The 15,900-nt window shown below is 56.4% G+C and carries 17 protein-coding genes; 12 read left to right on the top strand and 5 right to left on the bottom strand.

All coding sequences use genetic code 11. From position 1 onward, the window contains the following. The first annotated feature begins 22 nt into the window (after positions 1-22). On the top strand, positions 23-2,521 hold the full coding sequence (locus tag NCN06_RS12120; protein ID WP_226397825.1) for a GH116 family glycosyl hydrolase: 2,499 nt from the start codon (positions 23-25) through the stop codon (positions 2,519-2,521). Here NCN06_RS12120 and NCN06_RS12125 read toward each other — a convergent pair. Continuing rightward, the gene (locus tag NCN06_RS12125) at positions 2,440-3,420 is read right to left on the bottom strand and encodes a helix-turn-helix transcriptional regulator (protein ID WP_250398978.1); all 981 of its coding nucleotides are present in this window, start codon (positions 3,418-3,420) and stop codon (positions 2,440-2,442) included. The genes NCN06_RS12120 and NCN06_RS12125 overlap by 82 nt on opposite strands. A 71-nt stretch (positions 3,421-3,491) precedes the next feature. Here NCN06_RS12125 and NCN06_RS12130 point away from each other — a divergent pair, with 71 nt between their 5' ends. The 4 genes from NCN06_RS12130 to NCN06_RS12145 all read left to right on the top strand — a co-directional run bounded on the left by NCN06_RS12130 (position 3,492) and on the right by NCN06_RS12145 (position 6,090). Next, positions 3,492-3,980, top strand: coding sequence for a DUF3122 domain-containing protein (locus NCN06_RS12130; RefSeq protein ID WP_115092858.1), 489 nt, complete (start codon positions 3,492-3,494; stop codon positions 3,978-3,980). Beyond that, complete coding sequence (ribD, locus tag NCN06_RS12135) at positions 3,980-5,044, top strand: bifunctional diaminohydroxyphosphoribosylaminopyrimidine deaminase/5-amino-6-(5-phosphoribosylamino)uracil reductase RibD (RefSeq protein WP_226397823.1); 1,065 nt, start codon at positions 3,980-3,982, stop codon at positions 5,042-5,044. Before NCN06_RS12130 ends, ribD begins: the two co-directional genes overlap by 1 nt. A gap of 87 nt (positions 5,045-5,131) precedes the next feature. Beyond that, complete coding sequence (locus NCN06_RS12140; RefSeq protein ID WP_226397822.1) at positions 5,132-5,587, top strand: hypothetical protein; 456 nt, start codon at positions 5,132-5,134, stop codon at positions 5,585-5,587. Positions 5,588-5,637: 50 nt separating this feature from the next. Continuing rightward, positions 5,638-6,090: an MAPEG family protein gene (locus NCN06_RS12145; protein WP_226397821.1), complete on the top strand. Its 453-nt coding sequence runs from the start codon at positions 5,638-5,640 to the stop codon at positions 6,088-6,090. A 150-nt stretch (positions 6,091-6,240) separates the two neighbouring features. Here the strand turns inward: NCN06_RS12145 and NCN06_RS12810 are convergent, their stop codons facing one another. After that, on the bottom strand, positions 6,241-6,372 hold the full coding sequence (locus NCN06_RS12810; protein WP_255614156.1) for a hypothetical protein: 132 nt from the start codon (positions 6,370-6,372) through the stop codon (positions 6,241-6,243). 45 nt (positions 6,373-6,417) lie between these two features. Here NCN06_RS12810 and NCN06_RS12150 point away from each other — a divergent pair, with 45 nt between their 5' ends. Both NCN06_RS12150 and NCN06_RS12155 read left to right on the top strand, forming a co-directional pair. After that, on the top strand, positions 6,418-6,714 hold the full coding sequence (locus NCN06_RS12150) for a DUF8646 family protein (RefSeq protein ID WP_226397820.1): 297 nt from the start codon (positions 6,418-6,420) through the stop codon (positions 6,712-6,714). Positions 6,715-7,047: 333 nt separating this feature from the next. Further along, positions 7,048-7,311: a hypothetical protein gene (locus NCN06_RS12155; RefSeq protein WP_226397819.1), complete on the top strand. Its 264-nt coding sequence runs from the start codon at positions 7,048-7,050 to the stop codon at positions 7,309-7,311. Between the two features lie 67 nt (positions 7,312-7,378). Here NCN06_RS12155 and NCN06_RS12160 read toward each other — a convergent pair whose 3' ends face one another. Beyond that, on the bottom strand, positions 7,379-7,888 hold the full coding sequence (locus tag NCN06_RS12160) for a hypothetical protein (RefSeq protein WP_226406499.1): 510 nt from the start codon (positions 7,886-7,888) through the stop codon (positions 7,379-7,381). 782 nt (positions 7,889-8,670) lie between these two features. Between NCN06_RS12160 and NCN06_RS12165 the strand changes: the two genes are divergently transcribed. Together NCN06_RS12165 and NCN06_RS12170 are read left to right on the top strand one after the other, a co-directional pair. Beyond that, positions 8,671-8,865: a hypothetical protein gene (locus NCN06_RS12165; RefSeq protein ID WP_250398979.1), complete on the top strand. Its 195-nt coding sequence runs from the start codon at positions 8,671-8,673 to the stop codon at positions 8,863-8,865. A gap of 2,471 nt (positions 8,866-11,336) precedes the next feature. Beyond that, complete coding sequence (locus NCN06_RS12170; RefSeq protein WP_226397921.1) at positions 11,337-12,170, top strand: PfkB family carbohydrate kinase; 834 nt, start codon at positions 11,337-11,339, stop codon at positions 12,168-12,170. Between the two features lie 209 nt (positions 12,171-12,379). Here NCN06_RS12170 and NCN06_RS12175 read toward each other — a convergent pair whose 3' ends face one another. Continuing rightward, entirely contained in the window at positions 12,380-12,598 is a 219-nt protein-coding gene (locus NCN06_RS12175) for a hypothetical protein (RefSeq protein ID WP_226397817.1), read from the bottom strand. A gap of 55 nt (positions 12,599-12,653) precedes the next feature. On the opposite strand from NCN06_RS12175, the gene NCN06_RS12180 reads away from it, so the two are divergent. Together NCN06_RS12180 and NCN06_RS12185 are read left to right on the top strand one after the other, a co-directional pair. Beyond that, complete coding sequence (locus NCN06_RS12180; RefSeq protein WP_226397920.1) at positions 12,654-12,926, top strand: DUF1651 domain-containing protein; 273 nt, start codon at positions 12,654-12,656, stop codon at positions 12,924-12,926. Between the two features lie 214 nt (positions 12,927-13,140). Continuing rightward, positions 13,141-13,221 (top strand): DUF1651 domain-containing protein, encoded by an 81-nt coding sequence (locus tag NCN06_RS12185; RefSeq protein ID WP_226397919.1) that lies wholly within the window; start codon positions 13,141-13,143, stop codon positions 13,219-13,221. Between the two features lie 38 nt (positions 13,222-13,259). Here NCN06_RS12185 and NCN06_RS12190 read toward each other — a convergent pair whose 3' ends face one another. Next, on the bottom strand, positions 13,260-13,757 hold the full coding sequence (locus NCN06_RS12190; protein ID WP_250398980.1) for a hypothetical protein: 498 nt from the start codon (positions 13,755-13,757) through the stop codon (positions 13,260-13,262). A 1,235-nt stretch (positions 13,758-14,992) separates the two neighbouring features. Here NCN06_RS12190 and NCN06_RS12195 point away from each other — a divergent pair. After that, the gene (locus tag NCN06_RS12195) at positions 14,993-15,223 is read left to right on the top strand and encodes a hypothetical protein (protein ID WP_226397815.1); all 231 of its coding nucleotides are present in this window, start codon (positions 14,993-14,995) and stop codon (positions 15,221-15,223) included. Positions 15,224-15,900 lie beyond the last annotated feature (677 nt).

The raw sequence follows: 15,900 nt of genomic DNA on the forward strand, positions 1-15,900 counted from the left end.
TGGGGCGACTCTCGGCCCCTGCATGGCTTCGTTCGGTTGGTCCGCTCTGAACTCCCTGCTGGGCCGCGGCGCCAAAACCTCCAATTGGCAACCACCGGAGGCCTGCTGGAGCCATCCCTTCGGCCTGGGCTGGGATAAGCCCTACACAGTTCGCTACGCCAGCAACCTCGATGACGGGCCCAACCACGGCATGCCGCTTGGGGGCTTCGGGGCGGGCTGCTTCGGTCGTGCCCCCGACGGCAACATCAACCTCTGGCACCTCGATGGTGGTGAGCACTGGTTCGGTGTATTACCCGACTGCCAGTTCGCTCTGTTTGAGGGGAATGGTCGGGGCAAGCGGGCTCATGCCCTGGCGGTTCAGCCCCATCAGGATGCGTCGCGTCCGAAGGCTGGCCAGCCCCTAAAGGCCTGGGAGTGGTATCCGGCCAGCACGCCGGAACGCAGCACCGGCACCTACGCCGCCCGTTACCCGCTGAGTTGGACCAGCTACGAGGGGGTTTATGACGCCGAGGTGCGATGTGAGGCCTTCAGTCCGATCCTGCCTGGGGACTATCAGCGCACCAGTTATCCGGTCGCGGTGTTCGTCTGGACGCTGCGCAATCCCACCGACCAGCCTCTGGATTTGTCGTTGTTGTTGAGTTGGCGCAACACCACGGGCTGGTTCACCAACACCGATGCCTCGGCCGAGGTTCACTTCCGCGATGACGGAAGCCCCGAGCACAATTACGCCCCGGCCATCGGCATGACCAACGGTCAGCGCAATCGTTGCGTTGAGGATGGCTCCCTCAAGGGGGTGGTGCTGGAGGGCAACGTCTCCAAACCCGTCGCCGAAGGCGAGGGGCAGTGGTGCATCGCCACGGCCGAGCAGCCGGGTGTGACCGTCCAGCGCTGTAGCCGATGGAATCCCAGCGGCGATGGCCGTGAGTTGTGGGACAGCTTCAGTGCCGATGGCTCCATCCCCGAGAGCAACAACGATCGACGCAGTGGATCCGATGATCCCCTCAGCGCGGCTCTGGCGGTGCAGTGTCAGCTGGCTCCCGGGCAGAGCATCGAGATCCCGGTGGTGATTAGCTGGGATCTTCCCGTGACGGCTTTTGCAACCGGCAGCCAAGCTCTGCGCCGCTATACCGACTTCTTCGGTGCTGATGGCAACCAGGCGGTTGCCATTGCGGCTGAAGCGCTGCGCGACTGGCAGACGTGGCGCCAGCAGATCGAGGCCTGGCAGCAGCCGGTGCTGCAACGCCAGAACTTGCCGGAACCGCTGCGGATGGCTCTGTTCAATGAGCTCTACGACCTCTGCAGTGGCGGCAGTCTCTGGAGCGCGGCCTCACCCGATGATCCCCACGGCCGCTTCGGCGTTTTGGAGTGCCTCGACTACGCCTGGTACGAGAGTCTTGATGTTCGTCTCTACGGATCCTTTGCGTTGCTGCAGCTCTGGCCCGAGCTCGACAAGGCCGTGTTGCGCAGTTTTGCCCGGGCGATTCCGGCGGCGGATGCCACGCAGCGGCCGATCGGTTGGTATTTCACCCAGGGCAAAGGCCGGGTGGAGGCAGACCGCAAGGTGAAGGGAGCCACGCCCCATGATCTGGGGGCTCCCAACGAGATTCCCTGGGATGCAACCAACTACACCGCTTATCAGGACTGCAACCTCTGGAAAGATCTCGGCAGTGATTTTGTTCTGCAGGTTTGGCGCACGTTCAAGCTGGCGCCCAGCGGTGAAGACATTCGTTTCTTGGCCGACTGCTGGCCGGCGGCTGTCGAGGCTCTCCGCTACCTCAAGACCTTCGACGTCAACGATGATGGATTGCCCGACAACGGCGGTGCTCCAGATCAGACCTTCGATGACTGGCCTCTGAAGGGGGTGAGTGCCTATTGCGGTGCCCTCTGGATCGCGGCTCTCGAGGCTGCTCTTGCTATTGCCCAGACTCTGCAGCTCAAGACAGGTCTTGATACCTCAGCCGAGCAGAAGCAATTCAGCGGTTGGTTGGAGCAATCCCGTGGCAACTTCGACAAGTTGCTCTGGAACGGCGAGTACTACGACATCGATGCCGAGAGCGGCACGCCGGTGGTCATGGCCGATCAGCTTTGCGGAGATTTCTACGCACGCTTGTTAGGTCTTCCGCCGGTGGTGAGTGACAGCAACAGTCTCAGCACGTTGAAGGCTGTCAAAGAGGCTTGTTTCGAGGCCTTTGATGGCGGATCCCTTGGTGTAGCCAACGGCTTACGCCGGGATGGCACTCCGTTGGATCCCAATGGCACCCACCCCCTGGAGGTGTGGACGGGGATCAACTTCGGGATTGCCAGCTACTACCGATTGATGGGCGAGAAGCAGACGGCGGAAGCCATCTGCTCCGCGGTGGTCGAGCAGGTGTATTCCGGCGGCTTGCAGTTCCGCACCCCTGAAGCCATCACTGCTGTGAACACCTACCGGGCCTGTCATTACCTCCGGGCCATGGCCATCTGGGGGCTCTGGGCGACCGAGACCGACTGGAGTCCAATCCCCGGATCGGATGCCCGTTGAAGTGTCGCTCTTGGGGATTCTCCGAATTGGTTGCGGTAATCCCGAGCGAAGTGATTGCGACTTTGAAAGCCGTAATGGGAGGCAACCTCTTGCACGGTTCGACAGCGGATGGCGTGTTGCACGTCCGGCTCTCCCAGGGCGTGTTGCACCTGAGCGAGCCGGATCTGTTTGAGCAGCGCCATGGGACCGGTGCCGAAGGTCTGACGACAGTGCTGAACGATGGAGGAACGTGAGGCAAAGATCGTTGCGCTTAGATCGTCAAGCGTGATGGCCTGGCGGCTGTTCTCGAACCCCCATCTGACCAGATCCTTCATTAGGGCGGTCCCCACGCCGAGTTCACCACTCGCTGTTCCCTTCAGCTCATGCGGTGTCAAGGCTTCAAGCATCGCGACCTCGACCAGATCCTCCTGGGCCACTCCCATCAGTTGGTCCTGGATTAACTCGCTGATTTCTTGAAACCGTTGGGGGTGGAGGTTGGCGGAATTGGAACCATGGATGACCTCAATCACTTGGTGGTCGCCGGTGGTGGTGGCGAGCTGTTCAAGCCTTGTCTGCGAGACGAGCGCCACCTGGATGTGAGCCCCTGACGGAAGCAGAAAAAAAGTGTCTGTCAGGCCTGCATGAAAACCATGAAGGGAGCCCGGATAAGTTTCCTCGCCACGAACCACCGGCTGCTGATCGGTGGTGTTCAAGCTGATGGGCAACATCCCCGGGCGCCTGTTGCCGTGAAGCACTAGGTCTTGATTGGTCTGGATCGACAAGACCGGCAGCTGCCGCGAACCACCCAGGTGGAAGACTCCATCGAGAGCGCCCTGGCTCAATTGAGCCACATCCATCTCAAAGCCGAGTGTTCGGAGGGTCGCGCCGAGGCCCCGAGCTGAGTTGAAGTCGAGCTTCATTGGTCAATTGTTGGTCAAACTCACCTGTTGGGATGATTTGTTGTGAGAATTCTCTGACTTATTTTTCCGGTATGCGCCGTCTCCTGTGTTGTCTGATGGCCGCTCTTGGGCTGTTGTTGCTCACGCCAGGGATGGCCTGGGCCCAGGTTCACCAACACGAGAGTGAGACCGGCGTCGCCATGGTGCGCTCTCTGGAGAGCCTGCGGGATCTCGATTACGACAGCTGGCAGGCGGTGGCCTATCGCGAGGGGCCTCCTGGTCAGCCAGTTGTCTTGCGCGTTGTGGGCTATCCCGGAAGATTGCGTCTGGATCACCCGGTGGGTCTTCAGGTGCTGGCGGGTCGACGCGAATGGCTGCTGGATGACATCACCATGGCCAATCCGGTGCTGGCCACGGATGGTCGTGAGGCGGCGGCTGAATTTGCCCTCGATCCCTTGCTGAACGATCTCAGCAACAACCGGCCGCTTCGCTTGGCGTTGCCGGGAGTCTTCACCGAGTTGCCCGTACCTCCCTACGTCGTTGGTGAATGGCGCTCGCTGCAGGAACTTCCCCTCAGCTGATGTGGGAGATCTGGATGCGGCGGGCGCTGGCCCTGGCTGCCCTTGCCCAAGGTCACACCAGCCCCAATCCCCTGGTGGGGGCTTTGGTTCTGGATCGGGATGGGCGTCTGGTCGGCGAGGGGTTTCATGCGCGGGCCGGTGAAGCCCATGCCGAGGTGGGTGCCCTGCTGCAAGCCGGCGCTGCGGCCCGAGGAGGGACCCTTGTGGTGACCTTGGAACCTTGCTGCCATCACGGCCGCACTCCCCCCTGCAGTGAGGCGGTGGTGCAAGCCGGTATCCGTCGTGTTGTGGTTGCTCTTGAGGATCCAGACCCTCGTGTGGATGGGGGGGGGATTCGCCAGCTGCGTGAGGCTGGCCTGGAGGTGATCAGCGGAGTGCTGCGCGACGAGGCCCTGCAGCAGAACAGGGCTTTCCTGCATCGCGTGCGCACTGGCAGGCCTTTCGGAATTCTGAAGTGGGCCATGAGCCTGGATGGCCGCACCGCCTTGCCCAATGGCGCTAGCCAATGGATCAGCGGCCCACTGGCGCGTGATTGGGTGCATCAGCTGCGCAGTGGCATGGATGCTGTGATCGTGGGGGGCGGCACGGTTCGCGTCGATGATCCGCTGCTCACCAGCCGGGGCAGGCGTTCACCGGAACCGCTGCGGGTGGTCCTGAGCCGCAGTTTGGACTTACCGGATCAGGCGCAGCTCTGGAACACCGCGGTGGCTTCGACCCTGGTGGCCCATGGGCCCGATGCTGATCCCAATCGTCTGCCATGCGGCCCAGAGGGGCTTGGGCTTTCGGTCTGTGATCCGTTGCAGCTGATGGAGGTGCTGGCGCAGCGCGGTTGCAACCAAGTGCTGTGGGAATGCGGCCCCGAGTTGGCGGCCGCGGCGATCCGACAGGGCTGTGTGCAGGAGATTGCGGCGGTGGTGGCACCGAAGCTGATGGGGGGCACAGCAGCCCGCACTCCTCTGGGGGAGCTGGACTTCAGCGCCATGGATGAGGTGCTTCAGGGGGGATGGCACCAGTGCGAGCCGCTGGGGCAGGACTGGTTGCTGCGTTGGCGCAGCAGCTCCTGAATCCATTCCTCTTCAGTGAGTCTTCCTCTCAGGTGATGAACAACTTTGGGTCTCTAGTTCAGGGAACGATCGGATTGTTCTCGAACAATGCAGCTGTACAACGTGAGCTGCATGCACAATTCGGCATCAGCCCTCAAAATGAAATTTGAATCAAATGAATGTATGAAGGGCACTCAGGCCATGGCCTACGCCATGGGAACAATATTTATTCTTGGAGAAACAGCACGTCGAGGCCTTGATTATTTTGCGATCAATGCAACAACGATGCTTGAGGATTATGGGTCGGGAGTTTTGCTGATCCTTGCTGCTGCTGCATGCACTGCCAAGCTTGCACAGTCCACGATTTATTTGGCTGGTGCTTGGGGATATTCGGCAGGAGGAATGTTCGTGCCCTTCTTTGCGCACCTAGAAGCATATCTTCGTGGGGCGACTTTTCGGCCAGATCATCCCATTGAAGATATTAATGGGATTATTGTTAAAGGAGTGATATGGGGTATTTGCGTGGCGGCGTTCATCGCAAGCCTTCGTGAGACATCAAATTAAGTTGCTTTTGTGCCTAAAGTCTTTAGCATTGAAGAAGGCTTGATTTGTGAATGTTGATTTCAGATTTGTCGCAATCGACTGTTGCGAGTGCCGCGCATTATCTGTGGTCGTTGGTGCTGTCGTTAGCCACGCTGCTGATCAGCATCCTCCTCCTCTACCTCGCTCGATTCAGCGCAAGGCTTGAAATCAAGGATCTGGCGGCTCTTCGTTCCATGTTTGATCGTTTTCCGGCGTGGGGAAAGCGTGCTAGTTGGGCACAGCAAAACAGTTTTGAAGCCTTCACGATCCATGCACCTGCGGCACTGCTTGCTGTTGTTGCTGTTTTGAACGGACAAACCCTTCCGTCCATCACCGTTGCGGTGGCTTTGGCGCATCCAGCGCTACGTGTTGCTTACATCAGTGCCTATCTCTTCAATGTTCCCATCGCTCGATCCGTGGCTTGGCTCCTGGGTCTGCTGTGCAGTGGAATTCTTTATGGCGTGGGATTGGCAGCCCTTGTATAGCGATCGATGTTGATAGCTCTTGAGGTGATTGAGGTGGATGTCTTTTGACTGGGTCTTGTCTGTGAGTCCACTGTCTGAGTTTCAAGTTGATTCGTTTTTGTTTTGTTTGCCAGCGTTCAAGGCTTTTGGCGTAGCGGCTTTGTTCTCTAGTTATTGCAGCTGATCTGTCGGAGTCTGTGCGCAGATCTGTGCGCATAGCTGATGCATCGGTTGCTCTTCCGTGCGCACACGCCAGATCTCCAGCAGCAGGTCGCGTTCCCGGTTAAGGGCGCCACGACGCACGGCAGGTGTAGAAGTCCGCAATGATGTTTAGAAACATTTGTCGATATGGCACCCACCAAGAGAGAGATCCTCGCCGCATCAGCAGGCTGGGTGGCCGTCACCTTGAACGTGGTGCCGGGTTTAGGCGCCGGGTACCTGTACCAGCGCCGCTGGAGGGCCTACTGGATTACATCTGCTCTGGCCACGACCTGGTTCGTGCTTGGGGCAGTGCTTGGGCAAGGAGCAGAGGGTGCCCAGGACATTCAAAACCAATTGGTTGGCCTGGTTGGGTTAATCGCTCTGGCGGCTGGAACAGCGGTTGAAGCCGGCTTAGCCGTGAAAAAATCTCGTGAAGAGAAATGAGAAGTTTTTGACGCGGCTTACTGAGCACAACCCAGTAATGGAGTGGGAAATCCCTAATGATTAACTTGCTTGGGGAAGATTTGCTTCTAAGTCAGTAAGTGAAAAGAGTGAAGGCTCAAAATGTGACTTCAAGTTGAAGCCATATGAATGCAGCAGTAATGCCTGCTTTGGAGCAGATTAAGCAATTAAAAGTGGGCAGAGCTGATTTCAGTGATGACATTCCAGGAATGTGCAGGGTTTAGGCGAGTTGATTCACGGAAAATGAAATTAATATGAGATCAGAGATAGATAGATGCTGAGGTTGGATCTAGTTGGTAGCATTAAGGATCTGGCTTGAAACAGTTGAACTCTGGCACCATTCGACGCCTCATTCTCACGCTGGCTACAGGGTATCTAACTGTATTTGGTGTTAGACAAATTCCTTACGAATTTCAGAACGAATGGCTAATTCTTGTTCCAGCGCTTATACTTGTTTATGCGTTGACGGTTTGGATTGAAGGTAAGATATTCAAGGATGATGCAGTTGTGATGTCAAAAAGTAATAAGCCTAGGCCTCAGATCAGCAAAGCCCCCAAGAAAGGGTTTGGATCTGACTGACTCCCAAAGCCTCGTGCACGCGGTTGTTATGGGGCGGTTGTCATGGCGAGGTTTCGCTTAGTTATGGCTATTGGCTGATGGTTTGCTGATCGACTCTTATTCGCTCGGATCCTCCAAGTGTCACTCCTCGGGTCGCTAAGTCGTACATTTCTTGGTGAATATTCTTTGATTCATTCGTAAACCAATTCGTTAATTCCGGCGTCGTGCATTTTTTAGGTCCAAGGTCTATAAATCTATATTCAAGGGTAATGAAGTCGCCTTCCGGTGTTTTGTAGCCAAGCTCGAGAAGGATTAGGCCATTTGGAAAAGGGGTGTCGATCTGGGCTTGCGTGGCATGACGTCCAATTTCAATGGATTTGTTAGCAATAGTTCCATCGCCTGATGCATCTCTGATTCTTATCATTAGCGTCGTGCCTTGGTTCTGACTTATTAATTGCTGCGTCTGCTTTCTCAAGCCCCATTCGCAACTAATTGTATTGGACTTGGCCGAGGCTTTGAGGAAGGAGACGTCTCTCTTCAAGGTTTGGGTGTTTTTTTCTTGTCTTAACAGCCCTAGTTTTGAGAGAAGCCACTTCATGCTGCCTATTTTCGGTGAGACTGTTTTTAGCTTATTTGCTGGTGATGCTAAGAAATTCTTCTCAATGCTTAACTTGAGTATCTATTGCTACCAATAGTTCGCTGAATTCTCTTTGTCGCACCTATGGGGCTGGTCTCCATAGGCTGGAAAATTGGCGAACTGTGAGCGTTGTAACGCCATGGCTTTGATGATTAAAGCCATGACAAAGGGGCTTTCTTGGCAAGTTCAATGGCTTCAGAAGATCTGATTGCTCAGACCCCACGAGGTTCGTCCATTCAAAGAATCGACGACGGTAAATTTTTGGTATGTAATAGCGAGAATTTGTGCTTCTTCACCCGCAGCCTTTATCTGGCTGAAGAACAGCTGGAGGAGATGGAGCTTGGCTACCGCTTCCCTTACTCCACCAACTTCCGTGAGGTGAAAGTATGACTGGTGTAAGCAAGTTGGCTGGGCTCCATTGATTCCTGTGGGGAAGAGAAATGGGTTGAATGCACGTTTTGCGTTCACGCTTTGCATTCACTCTTCACCCCGTCGAAAGATGGGGTTTTTTAATGGTCACTGGATTGGTGGTGAAGAGCGCCACAACTCTCCTGCAGCTCATTTGGTCGCTGTCAGTGACTCATTTGAACGGTGCTGTCCCTATGGTCGCCGTCAAGGTGAATTTGGAGTCCCCAAGACCTCCATCCAATGGATCCACAGCCATTGGGCGCTGGTAACACCACTGACTCCCTTCTGACGATGCAGGGAGTCAGATCAGCGTTGAACTGCTTTTAGAGATGCTGATGTCCATTGCCAAAGAACCTGCTCGGGTTGAGCTGTTGAGTTACACGCGACCTGACGGTGAAGAACTCGTTGGGCTTGCTGTGGAATTAGGCCAAGAGCCCAATGGTGGCGTTCAAGTACGGGTACTAATTGATTCAAATGTCGTCAACGACGTAACAGTGATCCCCTTGCAACAAGGTGGCTGCTGCGAATAAGTGGCTATAGCCATAGCTAGAGCAAGATTTGTTATTCCCGGCATGACCATCATCAGCACAGGGTTTGGGGTCATAAATCCCGTCTTTGTCCAAGGGGTTTTCTGGGCAAGCACGATGGCTACAGGGCTCACCAGGCATCCCTAGCCGACCGGCTTCTCTGTCGGGGTGTTTCTACATGTGGCATCGTCCATGCGTGGCATGGCCTGCAGGCTGACGACGTCTCTGCCTCGTCAGTGTTGACCGGAAACTGGGCTTGGCACGCCATCCCCACAATCGTTCGATCAGCCTCAGAAGGCAATAAGCACGACAGCTGATTGCCAGACCCTGCACCGCTGACGAGAGTGTGTTCATTGAGATCGGAGGAGCCCATGACGGCCGACACTCCACCGCAGCAAAACGCAGAAGTCGCCTGACTTTTCAAGCCACTGCTCCACAGGTTTTCTCACCATCCATGGGCTTGCCCTAAATCCCGGCACCGTCTCGTCGGGGGGCACTCACCAGAGTCAGAGAGTCCACCACCTGGAACCTTGGCCCCAGACGCTTGAAGAGCCCGACACTTCGCCTCTCGCCAGCAATGGCATGCGGCATGGCCCCTGTCTTGGGAAAGCGGGGGTGTCGGAAGCGAGCAATAGGAGAGGTCACCCCATTCCTGTCGTAGGTGGGCTGGCCTCTCAACCCCTGAACAACTCACGGGTTCAACATGCACAAACGAGCGAGCTAGGCCGTCTTTCCATCGGGAAGGGCGGCCTTCCTCGTTGAGGAGGATTTAGGCATTAAGCCTTAGCCACCGGCGAGAGAAAAAAACAGCAGACTCATGCAAACCCCAGAGGCTGCATGAAAGGACTCCACACGAACGTTGCTTACTTCAGTGGAACCGTTGCGATTGCAGTGCTTGTTATGGCTTTCGTCGTCAAAGCAACGGCCTAAGGCCCTAGACGCTGATCCGTTCCCGTGGGTACAAAGCCGCTGCAGTCCGCATGCAAACGGCTTTGCTCGGCCATGGCTTGCATCTCTGCGGCCCAACTTCTGTCGAATTCGACCCTGATGACGATTGTCTAGGAACAATCACCCCCAAAAACACAATCTGTCCCGCCGATAGCCATATCTCCTCAGATTTCAGCCACAGCACTGACTTATCAGGTCTTTTGAGCCATCTTTGACTCGGTGGAGCCTGAGTGGGGAAACTCAGCGTTGACGACCCTTCTTAGCAGGGTCGTCAATTCTCCACCCCATACCTCTATGCCCCTGCTTTTGGTTAGGGCTTGGAGAAGGTCTATTTAAAAGGTTGCGTTCTGTAGTAAGTGACGCGTAATTCCGGCAATTGCCAGGGATAAGAATGAAGAGCCGGTGGTTATGAATGCAGGGCTACCGGTGGCGGAACCGCATTACTTATCGCTCAGTGATGTGGTTTCGTCCTGTTGCAGTAAGCGACTGACTGATTCAGCCAGACTCCGGGCCATGCACTTTTAAAAGTGATATTTGCCAGGGCGATCCGCTCACAGCGTGTTCCTCTTGAATCCTCTTGAATCCCTAGGGAATGGTTCCGTTCGTTTTGCCCCTCGCTGGCTTGATATTGGTTGTCGCTGGAATCTTCTACGGGAACACCCCTCAGAACCAAGGCTGATGATGCCATGCGGATGCCGCACATAGAGCACAGGTGCGTTCTTTTTTGACCAGCATTGAATCGTCAGGAAGCGAAATCCTGAAAGCCGGCTTGTTCCACGCCCGACGAGAGGGGGTGAACCGCCCAATCTCCTGGGGTTGATTGGGCGGTCGCTCTTCTTTGCGCCAATCGGTTGCCAAAGCCAACGCGACGGCAGACCTCGTGGCAGCGCTCAAGGTCTGATTAATCAAGCCAGGCTGCGTGAACTAGCTGAATACACCACCCAGTAAAAAGTGAAAGAAGATATATAAAACGACTCCGATTGAGAACGTTGGAATAGTAAATCCCATAGCCATCTCGCTTGCCAGCTAAACCTTAATAGGCTGATTGCGGTGGTTCTGCATCATTGATCACACAAAACTTTTAGGAGCATTAATGCTTAGTCTGGTCATTGAAGCCTTCGACGCACGTCAATTTCATTTTGTGGCATTTGGCACATTTACCCCATGCTTACTGAGGCCATGATTTCTGTGCCAAGGATTTACTCATGGACTCCCAACAGAAGACATGCCACGAATTGAGCAAACAGCTCTCTGTCTATCGCGCATTCAACAATCAGACCGCAATAGCAGCAATCATGCGGCAAATGGCTGTGTCACATTGCCCCATCGGAGCATCCAAGCACCAGTAAGAGAAAGTTCGATAGGCACATAAAAGCCGGTTCATCACACCCGGTCCATGTGCAGATCAACCTGCCTATTGGCTGATATCTGACGCGCAAGAGGGCAGCACGACCCATCCCTCACCCCATCCTCTCTGGTGATTCGGGCTGCATCACCAGAGAGGATGGGGGTCCAGCCGTCTGGGACTGCCGTTGTCTTCCGCCTCAGCCCTGCCGCCCTTGCGCTTGGCCGTCGTCGGCCATGTCGAGTGGGTGGAATTTCTGGCGGTGGATCAATTGCCCCGACCCGGGGCCATTGGTCACGCCCTGCGGACCCTGCAGGAACCCGCCGGCGGTGGTGCTGTCGTTGCTGTGCAGATGGCACGGTTGCAGCAGCAGCCCGTCCAGTTCTTTACGGCCCTAGGCCGTGATTCGGTCGGCGAAGCCTGCGTTAAGCGGCTCGAACATTTGGGCCTTGAGGTGCATGTCGCCTGGAGGGAGGCACCAACCCGGCGGGGCCTGAGCTTGGTCGATGGTGAGGGGGACCGGGCGATCACCGTGATCGGCGAGCGGCTGACCCCATCACTCGACGATGACCTGCCCTGGGAGACCCTGGGCGAGTGCGACGGCCTCTTCGTCACGGCAGCTGACGCCCCTCTGTTGAAAGCCTGCCGCTCTGCTGCAGTCCTTGCCGCGACTCCGCGGGTTCGTTTGCCTGTGCTTCAACAGGCCAAGGTGTCCCTCGACGCCCTGATTGGCAGTGGGCTTGATCCGGGTGAGCGGGTGGAGCCGGAGCAGTTGAACCCAGCTCCCCACACGTTGATTCGCACGGAGGGTGCCGCAGGGGGCCTCAGTCGTCCTGGCGGGCGCTATGACCCAGCGCCACTCCCAGGGCCAGTGGTGGAGAGCTATGGCTGCGGAGACAGCTTTGCGGCGGGGGTGGTCACCGGCCTTGCCGCGCGATGGTCCTTGGCGAAGGCCATCGCTTTGGGTGCGCAGTGTGGTGCCGCCTGTGCGACGCGCTTTGGACCCTACGGCTAGTCAACTTGGACGGTTCGCCCTGACCGAGGATCCCCTCCACATCGGTTCGGGCCGGTTTCTTCTGCCGACGGGCCGTGGTGGTCACCAGACCTTGACCGTCTCGCTCGGCTGGTGCCTGGCTCACCCCCATTCATCTCTAATTTTGACTGGTGCTTACTGGTCTCTGGATTGCCGGTCGAGGCTGCTGGCATAGCGGCCTCTTTTTTCAGTTATTGCAACTGATCTGCCGGTAGATGTGCGCAGATTTGTGCGCGTGGCCGGGCCATGGGCGGTTCTTCTGTGCGCACGTGCCAGGTCTCGAGCAGCAGGTCCCGCTGCAGGTGAATCAGGCATCGGCCCAGCATTGTGGTGGCCTCCCCCAGGTCTTCCTCCCCGATCAGGGCCACACATCGGGCCAGATCGAGGTGATCACCCCAGGGGATCGGCATGGGCGTTCGCTGGCAACGCTTCAGTTTGGCGAGGGTGCTGGCCAGACTCCACCCCATGGCGAACAAGGATCGCTCTACCAACCCCCCGCAGGAAAAGCCTGGCGGTGAGGGTTGGCTGGTGAGTCCTGAACAACAGCTGCTTTGTCAGTTCAAAGCTGACTCAGCAACGGTCCATGCGAAGTGGGTTGCGGTGCGCACCTATCGCTGGGTTCCACCACGCCCACCGGTGCCGCAAACCCGCAGAAGGATGCTTCGGCATAACGCCATCGAGGCGTGGGACAAGATGCTCAAAACAGGTTGGCGGCTGTGTTCACCACCAGTGAGATGAATGGTGTCAGGTGACGCACCAACTGCTCAAAACGGTTCGCTAGACCTACTCAGTCATTGGAGAAATCATGGAAATCCACATCGCACATTCTCAACCAATCGGCGCACTCATCTTTGACGGCAAGCACAAGCCATTTAATGCCTTGGCCTGTCTATTGCGGCGTTCGATATCCAATAGGAACAGCAAGCGAGGCTGAATCACGATCGGTCCTGTAATCACCAGGCACAACGCCATCGAGGCGTGGGAAAAGATGCTGAAAACAGGATGGCGTCGGTGCAGGCCGCCGGTGCGTTGATTGAAGTCATTGTGTGACGACCGATACAAACCGCGCCATCATTCGCGCAATCGCACCTGTCCGATGCTCGGTCGACTTTCCATCGGACTGCTGGCTTCCGCCATCGCTTTGAGGGTTTCGCCCTGCAGCTGATTGCGTTTGAACCATTCGGTGCGTTCGTCGTCTTCGGGTAAGGCTGCTTCGATGGCTTCGGCGGCTAGATCCCAATCCAGCTGATCCAGGTTGTTGGTGTTTTGCGGATCCGCGATGAGGTCATGCAGCGTTGAGCCTTCGCCGTCCAGCAAGAGCTGATCGAAGCTCGTGGTGTTTCGGATCGCCATGGCCCGTTCAACGGCGGCCGCCAGCAGATGGATGAGGCCGAGCACGCCCGTGAGCAAGAACTGCAGCAGCGGGTCGAGGAACTGCAGAAGGATGTTGATCAGCTGGAGAAATCGCTTGAAGGCGGTAGCGAAAGCGCCAGTTCCTAATCGGTGGCTAGAAGCAATGCGGCCATGCCGGAAGACTAGTGATTGCTCCTCTGTCGTCAGTTCTGGCAAGGATTATGCGATTTTTCTCGTTGCCTAAATCCCGGGGCACTGACTGGAATATGCCGGTCGGTGGGAGCGAGCTTCTTGGGGTTGTAGATATTCGAGCCAATGATCACTCGCTCAAGTGAGGGCTCACTGTCATTCGATGCGCGCTCATTTCGGGTCTCTACTTTTCGACTGTCTTCCTCTTTATGGACATGGCATTCGACGGGGTAGACAAGACAGCCCGCTTCATCATTGCGGCCAGGGCACGTGCTCAAGCTGCTTTGCATGAAACGTCTCCAAAGCTCACGGCTCTGGAGAAAGCGATGTGGCTCAAGTTGAGGCGAGGTGAACGTCCCTGCAAAAACAGCAAGGCTGCTTAGGGGAACAATTTCTAGCCTTTTCAAAGAGGAAGGCCGCCCTTCCCGGTGGAAAGACTGCCTAGCTCGCTTATGCAGGGTTAGTCGACCATTAGGCCGATCGGCCTTAAGTCGCTACGCCCACAACGATCGTTGCAATAGAAACGACGATCCCTCCCCACTTCACCCACTCCGTGTCGTGATCATGAGTGTTGGCGAAGAGGAGAGCGCCAAGCTGAATAACAACAAGCTTTTCGAACATGACAGAAGAGCCAATGGCCCTCTTTTTGTAACCGATGGAACGTGTTCGTGCGGTTACAGATACTCTCAAATTATGTATTGCTTGTTACTTTCCTCTGCTGTTCGGCCTGTCATCAGGCGCAAGATCTGATGCCCAAAGAGGAAGGCCGCCCCTCCCGGTGGAGAGACGGCCTAGCTCGCTCGTTTGTGCATGGTTCAACCCATCACTGCTGAAGAGAGAGAGGGTCGAAGCTTCTGGCTAGAGGCGCCCTGGGGCCATTTGCTCTAGGTGTTGGGTCGTTTTCTCCGAGGGCACCTGAGACGATGCAAGTGGAGCGTCGATTGGCGTGACGTATCTGATGTGTACCTAACCAAACGACCAACCCAGGTCATTTTTGAGACTGTTGGAGCAGGGGCCAGAAAGTCAGTCTGCTTCTTAAATCTGCTGGGGTGGAGTTTCGGCCGTCATGGGTTCCTCCGATTTCGATGCACTCAGTTTTGTGCCTTAAGGGCACAAAGTCATCGGCATTAAGGCGCATTGCCTTGATGGCCTGGCCCATCGAATGTTGAGGTGGCGTGCCTGGCTGCCTGCGAGCAGCTGGTTCCGCCACTTGATCGCCCATCGCCACCCTGGCTAGTGCATCTGTGCTGGCCAGGGTCGTGATGGAGGAGTGGGACTTCGTTGATGAGCGAGATCTGCAGAACTGGAAAGGCGGTGTGGTCTGCATGACTTTCCAGCACTTCACCTATGGCGTCGATCAGCACTGCCACACGATGGTGGGCTGCAACCTCAGGCAGAAGCAGCTCCAGCAGGGACAGCATCTAAAGAAGCGGTGCAAGCTCTGGGCGCCCACCTGGCAGAAAGAAATGGGCTGGGCTCCAGAAGCGGGATGAAGCGAGGAAGCTGATTAATGAGTGGCTGGGTTGTTGAAAAACTGACAACCACTTGAGGTTCAGTTCGACAGATTGCATGGACGAGCCATGCAAAACGAACCGAGCGAATCTTTGGAAGTGCTTGCCGCAATCGTTGTGACTGCGGGGCTGGTTGGCGGAAATATGCTGCTGTTTGCACCCCTGCGGACAGACAACAGGGTTAAGCCTCCAGCCCCTCCAGCGCGCACTGCTCCCGAAGCTCGTTCAGTGTTTTGGTGAACAGCGGTAGATGTTGTGGGCTCGATGGCTGAGATCAATAGCAGGGGCAGCACCTGAAGAAGCGCTGCAAGCTCTAGGCACCGACTTGGTTGAAGGTGAGGGACTTGTCTCTTATTCCGCGATGCTGCAGAACAACGCTGGAAAGAGCTTCTGCATTGGGCTGGTCAGCCAATGACCCTGCTTGGGGTGCCGAGGTTGAGCCGTGATCGATCAAGCAAACAAAACCCCCGCCATTACTGACGGGGCTTCTGATCAGCAGGCTTGTTTTTGAGAGATGCGCTGATCTGACTCCCCGCCTTCGTTGCAAGGAGTCAGGCCGTTGCTTGCTGTGTCGGCGACGGATTAAACGCTGACACTCAGCGCCCAATAGTCATGCAGGGACCATTGGATGGAGGGGAAACTCCGATAACACCATGGCG

The sequence above is a fragment of the Synechococcus sp. MU1648 genome, from assembly GCF_023630615.1.
Taxonomy (GTDB): domain Bacteria; phylum Cyanobacteriota; class Cyanobacteriia; order PCC-6307; family Cyanobiaceae; genus Parasynechococcus.